The 12127-nt window shown below is 65.3% G+C and carries 13 protein-coding genes; 8 read left to right on the top strand and 5 right to left on the bottom strand.

Annotation, left to right across the window (positions count from 1 at the left end; genetic code table 11):
- The first annotated feature begins 13 nt into the window (after positions 1 to 13).
- The 5 genes from tsf to HGO92_RS15780 all read left to right on the top strand — a co-directional run bounded on the left by tsf (position 14) and on the right by HGO92_RS15780 (position 4097).
- Entirely contained in the window at positions 14 to 853 is an 840-nt protein-coding gene (gene tsf, locus HGO92_RS15800; RefSeq protein WP_169996489.1) for a translation elongation factor Ts, read from the top strand.
- Positions 854 to 1071: 218 nt separating this feature from the next.
- Positions 1072 to 1782 (top strand): UMP kinase, encoded by a 711-nt coding sequence (gene pyrH, locus HGO92_RS15795; protein ID WP_440915781.1) that lies wholly within the window; start codon positions 1072 to 1074, stop codon positions 1780 to 1782.
- 113 nt (positions 1783 to 1895) lie between these two features.
- Positions 1896 to 2453 (top strand): ribosome recycling factor, encoded by a 558-nt coding sequence (gene frr, locus HGO92_RS15790; RefSeq protein ID WP_169996485.1) that lies wholly within the window; start codon positions 1896 to 1898, stop codon positions 2451 to 2453.
- Positions 2453 to 3379, top strand: a complete 927-nt coding sequence (locus tag HGO92_RS15785; RefSeq protein ID WP_169996483.1) for a phosphatidate cytidylyltransferase — start codon at positions 2453 to 2455, stop codon at positions 3377 to 3379. The genes frr and HGO92_RS15785 overlap by 1 nt, the downstream gene beginning before the upstream one ends.
- A gap of 127 nt (positions 3380 to 3506) precedes the next feature.
- Positions 3507 to 4097: a DivIVA domain-containing protein gene (locus HGO92_RS15780; RefSeq protein WP_169996481.1), complete on the top strand. Its 591-nt coding sequence runs from the start codon at positions 3507 to 3509 to the stop codon at positions 4095 to 4097.
- 12 nt (positions 4098 to 4109) lie between these two features.
- Here HGO92_RS15780 and HGO92_RS15775 read toward each other — a convergent pair whose 3' ends face one another.
- From HGO92_RS15775 to HGO92_RS15760, 4 genes are all read right to left on the bottom strand, one after another.
- Positions 4110 to 5603 carry a sodium/solute symporter gene (locus HGO92_RS15775; protein ID WP_169996479.1) on the bottom strand — a complete coding sequence of 498 codons (1494 nt, stop codon included), beginning with the start codon at positions 5601 to 5603 and terminating at the stop codon, positions 4110 to 4112.
- Positions 5600 to 6082, bottom strand: a complete 483-nt coding sequence (locus HGO92_RS15770) for a hypothetical protein (RefSeq protein ID WP_346768981.1) — start codon at positions 6080 to 6082, stop codon at positions 5600 to 5602. The genes HGO92_RS15775 and HGO92_RS15770 overlap by 4 nt, the downstream gene beginning before the upstream one ends.
- On the bottom strand, positions 6079 to 6798 hold the full coding sequence (locus HGO92_RS15765) for a LytR/AlgR family response regulator transcription factor (protein WP_169996477.1): 720 nt from the start codon (positions 6796 to 6798) through the stop codon (positions 6079 to 6081). Before HGO92_RS15765 ends, HGO92_RS15770 begins: the two co-directional genes overlap by 4 nt.
- Positions 6799 to 6868: 70 nt before the next feature.
- Complete coding sequence (locus HGO92_RS15760) at positions 6869 to 8071, bottom strand: histidine kinase (RefSeq protein WP_169996475.1); 1203 nt, start codon at positions 8069 to 8071, stop codon at positions 6869 to 6871.
- Positions 8072 to 8326: 255 nt separating this feature from the next.
- On the opposite strand from HGO92_RS15760, the gene HGO92_RS15755 reads away from it, so the two are divergent.
- From HGO92_RS15755 to HGO92_RS15745, 3 genes are all read left to right on the top strand, one after another.
- Positions 8327 to 8698, top strand: a complete 372-nt coding sequence (locus HGO92_RS15755) for a DUF485 domain-containing protein (protein ID WP_169996473.1) — start codon at positions 8327 to 8329, stop codon at positions 8696 to 8698.
- Complete coding sequence (locus HGO92_RS15750; RefSeq protein WP_169996471.1) at positions 8698 to 10314, top strand: monocarboxylic acid transporter; 1617 nt, start codon at positions 8698 to 8700, stop codon at positions 10312 to 10314. Before HGO92_RS15755 ends, HGO92_RS15750 begins: the two co-directional genes overlap by 1 nt.
- A gap of 174 nt (positions 10315 to 10488) precedes the next feature.
- Positions 10489 to 11544 (top strand): NAD-dependent epimerase/dehydratase family protein, encoded by a 1056-nt coding sequence (locus HGO92_RS15745; RefSeq protein ID WP_169996469.1) that lies wholly within the window; start codon positions 10489 to 10491, stop codon positions 11542 to 11544.
- Between the two features lie 15 nt (positions 11545 to 11559).
- Here HGO92_RS15745 and HGO92_RS15740 read toward each other — a convergent pair whose 3' ends face one another.
- On the bottom strand, positions 11560 to 12039 hold the full coding sequence (locus HGO92_RS15740; protein ID WP_169996467.1) for an Lrp/AsnC family transcriptional regulator: 480 nt from the start codon (positions 12037 to 12039) through the stop codon (positions 11560 to 11562).
- Positions 12040 to 12127 lie beyond the last annotated feature (88 nt).

Here is a 12127-nt window from a genome sequence, read left to right as displayed (position 1 = left end):
GACTGGAGTCCAAATGGCGAATTACACCGCTGCTGATATTAAGGCTCTGCGCGAGCGCACCGGCGCTGGCATGATGGATGTCAAGAAGGCTCTCGACGAGGCCAACGGCGACGCCGACAAGGCCATGGAGCTCATCCGCATCAAGGGCCTGAAGGGCGCTACGAAGCGTGAAGGCCGCTCCACCGCCGAAGGCCTGGTTGCCGCCAAGGTCATCGACGGAACCGTCGGTGTCATGGTCGAGGTCAACTGCGAAACCGACTTCGTTGCCAAGTCCGCCAAGTTCATTGAACTGGCCGACAGGGTTCTCTCGGTTGCCGTCGAGTCCGGCGCTGCAGAACTGGACGCACTGCTGGCCACCGACGTCGAGGGCAAGCCGCTGAGCGAGGTTGTCGTCGAAGAGGGCGCAATCCTCGGCGAGAAGGTTGTTGTCCGCCGTCTGGCACGCCTCGAAGGCAAGACCGTTGACGCCTACCTCCACAAGACGTCCAAGGACCTGCCCGCCCAGGTTGGCGTGCTGTTCGCTGTTGACGCCGTGGGCGAGGCTGCTGTCGAGGCCGCGCACGACGTGGCCGTGCACATTGCTGCCTTCTCACCGTCCTACCTGGTCCGCGAAGAAGTTCCGGCCGAGACGGTCGAGAACGAGCGCCGGATCGCCGACGAGACCGCTCGCGCCGAGAACAAGCCCGAGGCTGCGCTGCCGAAGATCGTCGAAGGCCGCCTCAACGGCTTCTTCAAGGAGATCGTGCTGGTCGACCAGCCGTTCGCCAAGGACCCGAAGGTCAACGTTGGCAAGGTCCTCGAGCAGGCCGGTGCGAACGCATCCGGTTTCGCCCGGTTCCGCGTAGGCGCCTGATAGCATCGCGCTTAGCAAATAATGGCATGCGCCGTCCGCGACGCAGCACCGTGTAGCGAGGAGGGGGTGGTCACCCACAGGTGGCCGCCCCTTTTTCCTGCCCAGAATCACAGACTTCAGTCCAGTTCAGTCCCTACAGGTCCTTTCCCCCAGGACCAACAGCACGCCCGGGAGGCACGATGGAACCCCAGCACGCAACCGAAACCCAGTCCGCCGAGATGGAGCCCAAGCGGCGCCGCGTTCTGCTCAAGCTCTCCGGCGAAGTTTTCGGCGGGGGTAAACTCGGCGTCGATCCGGACACCGTCCGCGGCATCGCCAAGCAGATCGCGGCAACCGTGGGACAAGTCGAGGTCGCGATCGTGGTCGGCGGCGGCAACTTCTTCCGGGGCGCGGAACTCTCGCAGTCCGGGATGGACCGCTCCCGCGCCGATTACATGGGAATGCTGGGCACCGTCATGAACTGCCTCGCACTGCAGGACTTCCTCGAACAGGCCGGCGTGGACACTCGTGTCCAGAGTGCCATCACCATGGGACAGGTTGCCGAGGCGTACATTCCCCGCCGCGCCATCCGCCACATGGAAAAGGGCCGCGTGGTCATCTTCGGCGCCGGCGCCGGGCTGCCGTATTTCTCCACTGACACCGTTGCCGCCCAGCGTGCGCTGGAAGTCCATGCCGACGTCGTACTCATGGCCAAGAACGGGGTAGACGGGGTTTACACGGCGGACCCGAAGAAGGATCCGGCTGCCGAAAAGCTGGACAGCCTGACTTACGACGACGCGATGCGCCGCAATATCCGTGTCATGGACCAGACGGCCTTCAGCCTGTGCAAGGACAACAAGCTGGCCATGGTTGTCTTCGGCATGGAAGGCGAGGGCAATGTCAGCCGCGCCATCCTGGGCGAGAAGATCGGGACCTTCGTGTCCGCTTAAGCGCACCCGCGCAGAACCCGGAGCGCCTGCCCGTCAGCGGTTCCGGATAGCCTAGGATGGATAACAGAGTCCTTGCCGCCATGAAGGCGGACATAATTGTCTAAGGAGACGCCGTGATCGAAGAAACAATGCTAGAGGCTGCCGAGAAGATGGACAAGGCGGTGGAAGTGGCGAAGGAGGACTTCGCGACGATCCGCACCGGCCGCGCCAACCCGGCATTGTTTTCGAAGGTCACCGTCAACTACTACGGTTCGCCGACGCCGCTGCAGCAGCTGGCTTCGTTCCAGAACCCGGAAGCACGTACCCTGCTCATCACGCCGTTCGACAAGTCGGCGCTGAACGACATTGAGAAGGCCCTGCGGGACTCGGACGTCGGCGCGAACCCGGCCAATGACGGCAACGTTATCCGTGTGGTGCTGCCGGAGCTGACTCTGGAACGTCGCAAGGAATACGTCAAGATCGTCCGCGGCAAGGCCGAGGACGCGAAGGTCTCCATCCGCAACATCCGCCGCAAGGCGATGGACAACATCGCCAAGCAGGTCAAGGACGGCGACATCGGTGAAGACGAGGGCGCGCGCGCCGAGAAGGAACTGGACGCCAGGACCAAGGCCCACACGGACAACGTGGATGAGCTGCTCAAGCGCAAAGAAGCTGAGCTGCTCGAAGTCTGATGGGTACCGACCAGCCTTCCACCCAGGCTGGCGGTTCGCCGGCACCTGAGGCTGGTTCCGGGTCTCAGAAGGCCGGACCAGGACGACGGGCGCTGCGGGCCGCGGCCACGCCTTCACGGGCAGGGCGCAACCTTCCCGCCGCCATCATCGTCGGCCTGGCACTCCTCGTGGCCGTCCTGGTGGGACTGTTCTTCCTGCCCGACGCGTTTGTGGTGCTGGTATCGGTTTTCGCGCTGATCGGGGTCTGGGAAGTTGCCCGTGCGCTGACGCTCAAGAGTATCTTCGTGCCGCAGGTACCGCTGTATGCCGGAGCCTTGGCCATGCCGCTCGCCGCCTACTACGGTGGCCCGGAAGCACTGGCGTTCGCGCTGGTGGCGTCGGCAGTTGCGATCATGGTCTACAAATGCCTGGACCGGGCGCAGGATGCCGTGCGCAGCATTATGAGCGGGGTCTTCATTCTCTGCTGGGTGCCGCTGTTCATCAGCTTTGCCCTGCTGCTGCTGGACGAGGACAACGGCGCGCTGAAAGTGATGACCATGCTGTTGCTGGTGGTCTCCAACGACACTTTCGGTTATCTGGTGGGGGTACTGTTCGGCAAGCATCCGATGGCCCCGAAAATCAGCCCGAAGAAATCCTGGGAGGGTTTCGCCGGATCGGTGGGCGGCGCCGTCGTTGTTGGAATTCTCTGCTCGGTGTTCATCCTTGACCTGCAGTGGTGGTTCGGGCTGGTGCTGGCTATTGCCACCGTCGCCGCCTCCTCGGCGGGGGATCTGGCCGAATCCATGGTCAAACGCGAGCTCGGCATCAAGGACATGAGCAACATCCTGCCCGGCCACGGCGGCGTCATGGACAGGCTCGATTCGATCGTTTTCGCCGCGCCGGTGGCCTATGTGCTCGCCGTGCTGCTGGCGCCGGGGGCGATCTGAAGCCAGCCCGGCAGCAGGCAGACCGCATAAATAATTCAAGTACGCGTTCCGGCGGGCACGCCGGGCACAGGTATTGGGGAGTTTGGCACAGCAGATGTCACTACTGAAGAGGGAAGCATCGAGGACGATGGTGCGACAAAAGAATGAGGCTGGCCGGGGCGGTGCACCCTTCGAACGCGTGGGGCGCCGCGAGCACGGTTACAACGTCCGGCAGGTTGACCAGTTCCTGTCCCGCGCCCGGGAGTACTACAACGCCAACGATCCGGACAGCGGGCAGATCACCAGCCGCGACGTGCGCGCGATGACTTTCGAGCCGGCCCGCGGCGGCTATGACCCGCGCGCGGTCGACTCGGCGTTGGACCGGCTGGAGGACGTCTTCGCGCAGCGGGAGCGCGACGCGTTGATCGTCGCGGAGGGAGAGCAGGCCTGGCTGGCCCAGATCGGCCGCGTTTCGGCCGTGCTCCGCGCCCGGCTCCACCGCGAGCCCGGGGACCGCTTCCGCCGTCCGGCCAAACGCAATGCCACCAGCTACAACGTGGAGGACGTGGACGCGCTGTGCTCCGAGTTGCTGGCCTACTTTGAAAACGACCAGCCGCTGAGCGTCGACATGGTCCGCCGTTCGGTGTTCCGCGAGGCCAAGGGCCAGGACGGTTACGAGGAAACCCAGGTGGATGCGTTCCTGGACCGTGTTGTCGAGCTCATGGCGGCGATTGACTGATTAACACGGTGCTTAACGTCCTACCGTGCGCGGCGCCGGGTGATGGTGTTCGGGCGAGTGCAGCCTCGCCATCACCCGGGCCACCGTCAGGGGCCGGCGCGATGCCGTCAGCTTCGATACGGCAATGGTGACCACGAACGCCACCGGCACGCTCCAGGCCGCCGGCTGGGCGAGCAGTTCCTCAAACCGGCCTAACGCACTCCCGGCGAACGCGGCGAGCATGACCGCAGCGCCGCACAGCACCGCTCCGGTGACCATGCCCGCGATGGCTCCGGCGTCGGTCAGGCCGCGCCACCAGATGCCCAGCAGCAGCAGCGGGCAGATGGTGGAGGCGGTAAAGGCGAACACCGTGCCCACGCTTCCGGCCAGGGCCAGCGAGTCCGTTGCCAGCGCAACCGCCAAGGGCACGACAGCGGAGAGCACGGCGGCCCAGCGGAAACCTCGGACGCTGCCCCGGAACAGGTCCTGGCTGACCACGCCGGCCAGCGACACCACCAGGCCCGACGTGGTGGACAGGAATGCGGCAAACGCGCCGGCAATGACCAGCGCCGAGAGCAGGTCCCCGGCGGCGCCGTCGAAAATCCGGGCCGGCAGCAGCAGGACCGTGGCGTCTGCCTGGCCGCCGGTGGCCAGGTCCGGCGTGTAAATCCGCCCGAGCACGCCGTACAGGGTGGGGAAAATATAGAACAGCGACAGCAGCCCCAGCACAATGACCGTGGTGCGCCGCGCGCTGGGGCCGTCGGGGTTGGTATAGAAACGCACCAGCACGTGCGGCAGGCCCAGCGTGCCGAACAGCAGCGCGGTAATCAGCGAAATGTTGCGGTAGAGCGACGCCTCGTCGGAGACATCGAGGTCACTGTGGAAGACCGCGCCGCCGTCGGTAATTGGTTGCGAAGTGCTCCCGAGGGCCAGCAGCACAAAGATCACCGGCACGGCCAGCGCGGTCAGTTTCAGCCAGTACTGGAAGGCCTGCACAAAGGTGATCGAGCGCATCCCGCCGGTCACTACGGAAAGCACCACCACAACAACGACGGCGGCGGCGCCCACCCAGCCGGGCAGACCGGTAGTGATGCGCACCGTCAGCGCCGCGCCGTGGAGCTGCGGGACGATGTAGAGCCAGCCGACGATGACCACCAGCAGGCTGGTGACGGTGCGGGCCGGGCGCGAATCCAGCCGGGCAGCGGCAAAATCCGGGATGGTGTAGGCCCCGGAGCGGCGCAGCGGGGCCGCGACAAAGAGCAGCAGCATCAGGTAACCGGCGGTGTAGCCGATGGGGAACCACAGCGCGTCGATGCCGGAGACCAGGATCAGCCCGGCCACGCCGAGGAAGCTGGCCGCCGAGAGGTATTCGCCGCCGATAGCCGAGGCATTCCACCACGGCCGCACCGTCCGCGAGGCTACGTAGAAGTCTCCCGTGGTGCGCGAGATCCGCAGTCCGTAGACACCAATGAGCACGGTTGCTGCGCAGACGGCGGCCAGCGCGGCAAGACCGACAGCCGGGCTCATTCAGCCCCTCCCGGCCAGCCCGGACGGGCGATGCGCTCATCGTCCACGAGCTGGCGGAAGCGGCGCTCGTTTCTGGCCGCGGCCCGGTTGTAGAGCCCGGCGCTGACCAGGATGACCGGATAGATGCCCACGCCCAGGAGCAGCCAGGGCAGCGGGACAGTGAAAACCGTGATGTCGTTGATACGTGGAAAGAGGAGCATCAGCACCGGCACACCGGCCAGGATCACGCCAAATCCGCCGGCGACTACCAGCGCCAGCCGCAGCTGGGAGCGGATCAGCGAGCGGATGAAGATTTCGCCGACCTCTGACTGTTCAGCCAGTTCGCGCGAAACGCTGTAGCGGCCAGGCGCCAGCGGTGCTTTGGACCGCGGCGCCGTCACCCGCACGCGCTCGGGCCGGTCCGCACGCGGTTCTCGGACGCCAGCCGGCGGTGCGGGCCGATCCGGTTGATCCTTCGGCCGTCCGGGCTGTCCGGTCATCCGCGCGGCCTGACCCGGTTGGCTTCGAGCTTGTCCCGCACGGCCGGCAGATGCCGCCGGCTCACCGGCAGCTCGGCGCCGTTGATCAGCACCGATGCCTTGCCGGCCGTGATGCGCACCTGCTGCACCTGGTTCATGGCCACCAGGTACGAGCGGTGGATGCGCAGGTAGCCGGCGTCCTCCCATTGCTGCTCGAGATCGTTCAGCGGGACCCGGATGAGGTAGCTGGCCTCGGCCGTGTGCAGCCGGGCATAGTCGCCCTGGGCCTGCACGTACTTAATTTCGTCGCGCCTGATCATCTTGGTGATGCCGCCCTGGTCCACCGTAATGACCTCGGGTTTGGTATCGCCGTCTTCGATCAGCTCGCAGATCCGGCGTACGGACTCGGCCAGCCGTTCCGGCCGGACCGGCTTGAGCAGGTAGTCCACCGCGGCCAGTTCGAACGCCTGCAGCGCCTGGTCCTCGTCGGCAGTCACAAAGACGACGGCGGGAGGCCGGCTGAAGCGTGAAATGACACGGGCAATATCGAGCCCGGAAAGTGCCGGCATGTGGATGTCCAGGAACAGTGCGTCAACGTCGTGGCTTTCCAGCGCCCGCAATGCCTCGGCGCCGCTCATGGCTTTATAGATGTTTTCTATCCGCGGGTCCCGGGACAGTAGGTAGGCAAGGGCCTCGACGGCAGGGAATTCATCATCCGCGATGACAACGTTGACCATGCATGACAGTCTATTGCGTCACCACGGTTGACCCGCTCGCACATCGCTGCCTGGGCGGGCTTGTCGCCGTCTAGACGACGTTGTCCGGCTGGAACTTCGGTACGCGCATGGTGATCAGGGTGCCCTGGCCGGGAGCGGTTTCCACCACCAGGCCGTGCTCGTCCCCATAGACCTGCCGCAGCCGGGAGTCCACGTTGCGCAGGCCCACGTGGTCGCCCTCGGTGTGCCCGGCGAGCACCTGCCGCAGATGCTCAGGATCCATCCCCACGCCGTCGTCCTCGATAGTAACGACGGCGTAGGCGCCGGCATCGTGCGCGGTAATCGTGATGTGGCCGGTGCCCTCCTTCGCCTCCAAGCCATGCCGGACCGCGTTCTCCACCAGCGGCTGGAGGGACAGGAAGGGGATAACCGTGCTGAGTACCTCCGGACCGATCTGCAGGCTGACCTTGAGCCGCTCGCCGAAACGCGCCCGTTCCAGCAGCAGGTAGCGGTCGATGGACTGCAGCTCCTCCGCCACCGTGGTGAAGTCGCCGTGGCGCCGGAACGAGTAGCGGGTGAAGTCCGCGAACTCGATGACCAGCTCGCGGGCGCGCACCGGGTCGGTGAGGATGTAAGACGCAATGGCGTTGAGCGAGTTGTAGATGAAGTGCGGGCTGATCTGCGCGCGCAGGGCGCGGACTTCGGCCTCCATCAGCAGGGTGCGTGAGGCGTCCAGCTCCGCCAGCTCAATCTGCGTGGCCACCCAGCCGGCTACTTCATTTGCGGCCCGGACCAGCGACGCCCCGACATGCTCGGTGTAGGCGCCGACCGTCCCCACCACCCGGTCCTGCACCTGGATAGGGGAGAAGACGGCCTCCGTGACCGGGTTCTCGCGCAGGTCAGCGCCGGGCACGGCGAGCCTGGGCTTGCGGAAGACCTGGGTCCGGCCGCTGTCCAGCACCTGGCGGGCCAGCGCCATGGCCTCTTCTTCCCGCGGTCCGTCGGCGCCGTCCCACGCCAACATCGAGGACTCGTCCGTGATGACCAGATCGTTGCTGCCGAGCATTTCGCGCAGATAGCGGGCGGCCTTGCCCGCGCCGGCAGGGGAGAGCCCGGTGCGCAGGAACGGCGCCGCAAGGCCGGCGGTATGCAAGGTGGTGTAGGTGGCCAGCTCGGCCTCGGAGCCCAGATCCCGGCTGGAGCGGGCGAGCTTAAAACCGATCAGCGCGATGACCGCTACCGTGACGGCCGCGATGGCCACAATGAGCGCGATGTCGACGGCCGTGCTGAACATTCCTCCACGATATCCCTCGTGACAGCGTCACCGAAGGCACCGCCGTCGTCGGATGAACCCGGGGGCACCGGAGGGCGCACGTCCGCGGCCGCGCCAGCGCTGGGAAGTTCCCTCGCCGCATGCTGTTCGTCGCAGCGGGCCGCCGTTCACCGCAGGCCGGTTGCCGTTCACCGATCGCTATGGCCGCGCCTGGAGACATGTACTGGATCACATTGGAGAGTGATTGCAGTCACAAAATCCCCAAGAGGAGGAGACATGGGACAAAATCCCACCCCGGAGGCCGATTTCACGGCAGCCGTGGACTTCGAGAAAGTCCAGCAGGAACCGAAGTTCCAGGAGCTGCGGCGCCGGCACCGCAGCTTCGTGTTCCCCATGGCCATTGCATTCCTGCTGTGGTATTTCGCCTACGTCCTGTTGGCGGACTATGCGCATGACTTCATGTCCATCAAGGTGATCGGCAACATCAACGTCGGCCTGATCCTGGGACTGCTGCAGTTCGTCAGCACGTTCGCGATCACCATGTGGTACGTCAGCTTCGCCAACAAGAAGCTGGATCCGATCGCGGCCGAGATGCGCAGCGAGCTTGAGTCCGCGGCCGTCGAGCCCCAGGCAGGAGAAAAGAACTGATGCTTCCCTTGACCACCACCACGCAGGCCGAGACGCAGGTCGGCGAGCCCTGGCTGAACATCACCATTTTCGGCCTCTTCGTGGCGATCACCATGGTGATCGTGCTGCGCGCCAGCCGCAACAACAAGACAGCGGCCGACTACTACGCGGCCGGCCGCTCCTTCACCGGCGGACAGAACGGCACCGCAATTGCCGGCGACTACCTCTCCGCCGCCTCCTTCCTCGGGATCTGCGGCGCGATCGCCATCAACGGCTATGACGGCTTCATGTACTCCATCGGCTTCCTGGTCGCCTGGCTGGTGGCTCTCCTCCTCGTAGCGGAGCTGCTGCGCAACACCGGTAAGTTCACCATGGCGGATGTGCTCTCCTTCCGGCTCAAGCAGCGCCCGGTGCGCATCGCCGCGGCAACGACGACGCTGGCGGTCTGCTTCTTCTACCTGCTGGCCCAGATGGCCGGCGCGGGCGGACTCGTCTCGCTGCTGCTGGGCATCGACGACAGGCTTGGCCAGTCCATCGTTATTGTGGTCGTCGGTGCGCTGATGATCCTGTACGTACTGGTGGGCGGTATGAAGGGCACCACCTGGGTCCAGATCATCAAGGCCTGCCTGCTGATCGCCGGTGCGTTCGTGATGACAATCTGGGTGCTGGCGATGTACGGCTTCAACTTCTCGGCCCTGCTCGGCGATGCCGCCGCGACGGCCGGAACCACTGACATCCTGAATCCGGGAATGCAGTACGGTGCCAGCGAAACCTCCAAGTTCGACTTCATCTCGCTGGCCCTGGCGCTGGTGCTCGGTACCGCTGGGCTGCCGCACGTTCTGATGCGGTTCTACACCGTTCCGACCGCCAAGGAGGCCCGCAAGTCCGTGGTCTGGGCGATCTGGCTGATCGGCGCCTTCTACCTGTTCACGCTGGTGCTCGGCTACGGCGCCGGCGCGCTCATCGGACCGGAGGTGATCGAGGCAGCTCCCGGCGGCGTCAACTCCGCTGCACCGCTGCTGGCGTTCGAGCTCGGCGGCCCGCTGCTGCTGGGACTGATCTCCGCCGTCGCCTTCGCGACCATCCTGGCCGTGGTGGCCGGCCTGACGATCACTGCCGCGGCTTCCTTTGCGCACGACATTTACGCGAACGTGGTCCGCAAGGGCCAAGTAGACGCCGACGGCGAAGTGAAGGTCGCCCGCCGTACCGTGGTGGTCATCGGTATCCTCTCCATCCTGGGCGGCATTGGCGCCCAAGGCCAGAACATTGCCTTCCTGGTGGCGCTGGCCTTCGCGGTGGCGGCTTCGGCAAACCTGCCGACCATCATCTACTCGCTGTTCTGGAAGAAGTTCTCCACCCAGGGCGCCATCTGGTCCATGTATGGCGGTCTGGCCGCTGCGCTGATCCTGATCGCGTTCTCCCCGGTGGTTTCCGGTACGGAGACTTCGATGATCCCGGGCGCGGACTTCGCTTGGTTCCCGCTGAAGAACCCGGGCATCATCTCGATCCCGCTGGCGTTCTTCCTCGGCTGGCTGGGCACGGTACTCGACAAGCGTGTGGAGGATCCGGCCAAGCAGGCGGAAATGGAAGTCCGTTCACTGACCGGCGTCGGCGCCGAAAAGGCTGTCGACCACTAGACAGACGGCAACACAACTGCCGGCAACACGACTGCACGGCAAAGCGGCGGGCCCGGACATTCCGGGCCCGCTTCGTGCGTCCCAAGCCGGTTTCCAGATGCGTCTTTGAGCGGGGGGAATTTCCAAGCCCGACGGCGTCTATGCAGGCGTGCCCGAGAGGTCCATGCTTGGGGAATGAGAGTCCTGGTGACCGGTGGCACGGGTTTTGTCGGATGCCACATAGTGGCAGCGTTAGTTCAAGCGGGGCACTCCGTGCGGTTGCTGGTGCGTGACCGGGATAAAACGCGCTCGTCGCTGGCTCCTTTTGGTGCCGACGTCGTTGCTGCCGCGCAGCAGGACGTTGTCGTCGGCGATGTGTTGGATCCACAGGTGGTGAGGGGCGCCGTTAACGGATGTGACGCCGTCGTTCATGCGGCGGCCATCTATTCCCTGGATCCGCGGCGGGCCGACGAGATCGAGCGGACCAATGTAGAAGCGGCGGAGAATGTCCTCGGCGAGGCCGTCCGAGCCCGGCTTTCACCTGTGGTGCACATTTCGACGTATGCCGTTCTGGTCCGGAAGGGCGGCACTGATCCGTCGCTTCCGCTGGGCGATATCGATTACCCCTACACCCGCTCGAAAATCCTCTCGGAGCAGGTGGCCCGCGGTTTCCAAGCGGCCGGAGACCCGGTAGTCACCGTCTATCCGGGTTCGACGCTTGGCCCGCATGATCCCTACCGCGGCGACCAGAGTGAACGGCTTCGCTGGCTGGCCGCCGGACGGCTCCCAATCTGGCCCTCCGGCCGCACCCATTACACGGACGTGCGGGACGTTGCGGCCCTGGTTGCCGCCGTCGTCAACAAGTGCAGTGAATCGCACCGCTATGTGGTCCCAGGCCACTTTGCGGACGGCAAGATGATCTTCGGCGCCCTTGAGCGGGCGACGGGGCGCAAATATCCGTTCGTGACGGTGCCGGCCGGACTGATGCTGGCGCTGCTCAAGCCGATGGATGTGCTCCAACGCCGGCTGCCCGCGCAATGGACAATGCCGGCCTACGCAGAGAGCGTGGACATCCTCCGCCGCGGAACGGAATTCGAGACGTCGGCGGCCACCATCGAGCTGGGTGTGAGCGCGCGGCCCTTCGACGACACCGTCCGCGACACCGTCCGGTGGCTGGTGGAATCCGGACGGCTGTCCGCCAAGTACGGCGTGGCTCAGCCCCTCAGGCCAGCTGCGGGTGGGCCAGCCTGACGGGCTCGGAGGCAATCAGTCCGCGTCCGGTCCGCGGGGGCGCTGCAGCAGCGGTCCGATGCGGAACGGCACCAGTTCGTGCATGGCCAGCGAAGTGTCCGTGCGCTCCACGCCGTCGATGGCGAGGACCTTCCCGTTGATCCGGAAAAGGTCTTCGGCGCCGGTGGAGACCACCCGGGCCAGGATGTCGGCCTGTCCGGTGATACCGAAAGCTTCCAGCACTTCGGGAATCAGGGCCAGCTCGTTAGTGATCTGCTCCAGCTTGGGCTGCTGGACATGGATGTGGATGAAGGCCGCAAGCGGATAGCCCAGGGCGGCCGGGCTGATGCGGCGGTCGAAGGAGAGGAAAACGGATTTCTTTTCCAACTGGCTCATGCGCGCCTGGACCGTATTGCGGGAAAGTCCCAGCTCTTGCGCCAAGGCCACAACGGTACGCCGAGGGTCCTGTGCCAGGGCCATCAGCAAACGCGTGTCGGTGCCATCCAGAGGCTGCATAATGCGCAACGTTAGCACGATATATTTGGCCACGGCAGTGCATTATGCTCAGTTTTGGAACCGGATATTGCGCTTGCTGCCTTCTGTG

The organism is Crystallibacter degradans (genome assembly GCF_012952295.1).
Classification (GTDB): domain Bacteria; phylum Actinomycetota; class Actinomycetes; order Actinomycetales; family Micrococcaceae; genus Crystallibacter; species Crystallibacter degradans.
The sequence above is the reverse complement of the archived record's forward strand: the minus strand, read 5'-3'. Positions and strand labels throughout refer to the sequence as shown.

What these genes read in the sequence shown, in the direction of transcription:
- tsf (WP_169996489.1), top strand. Translation starts at nt 14, where the DNA reads ATGGCGAATTACACCGCTGCTGATATTAAGGCTCTGCGCGAGCGCACC.
- pyrH (WP_440915781.1), top strand. Translation starts at nt 1,072, where the DNA reads ATGGAGCCCAAGCGGCGCCGCGTTCTGCTCAAGCTCTCCGGCGAAGTT.
- HGO92_RS15785 (WP_169996483.1), top strand. Translation starts at nt 2,453, where the DNA reads ATGGGTACCGACCAGCCTTCCACCCAGGCTGGCGGTTCGCCGGCACCT.
- HGO92_RS15780 (WP_169996481.1), top strand. Translation starts at nt 3,507, where the DNA reads ATGGTGCGACAAAAGAATGAGGCTGGCCGGGGCGGTGCACCCTTCGAA.
- HGO92_RS15775 (WP_169996479.1), bottom strand. Translation starts at nt 5,603, where the DNA reads ATGAGCCCGGCTGTCGGTCTTGCCGCGCTGGCCGCCGTCTGCGCAGCA.
- HGO92_RS15770 (WP_346768981.1), bottom strand. Translation starts at nt 6,082, where the DNA reads ATGACCGGACAGCCCGGACGGCCGAAGGATCAACCGGATCGGCCCGCA.
- HGO92_RS15765 (WP_169996477.1), bottom strand. Translation starts at nt 6,798, where the DNA reads ATGGTCAACGTTGTCATCGCGGATGATGAATTCCCTGCCGTCGAGGCC.
- HGO92_RS15760 (WP_169996475.1), bottom strand. Translation starts at nt 8,071, where the DNA reads ATGTTCAGCACGGCCGTCGACATCGCGCTCATTGTGGCCATCGCGGCC.
- HGO92_RS15755 (WP_169996473.1), top strand. Translation starts at nt 8,327, where the DNA reads ATGGGACAAAATCCCACCCCGGAGGCCGATTTCACGGCAGCCGTGGAC.
- HGO92_RS15750 (WP_169996471.1), top strand. Translation starts at nt 8,698, where the DNA reads ATGCTTCCCTTGACCACCACCACGCAGGCCGAGACGCAGGTCGGCGAG.
- HGO92_RS15745 (WP_169996469.1), top strand. Translation starts at nt 10,489, where the DNA reads ATGAGAGTCCTGGTGACCGGTGGCACGGGTTTTGTCGGATGCCACATA.
- HGO92_RS15740 (WP_169996467.1), bottom strand. Translation starts at nt 12,039, where the DNA reads ATGCAGCCTCTGGATGGCACCGACACGCGTTTGCTGATGGCCCTGGCA.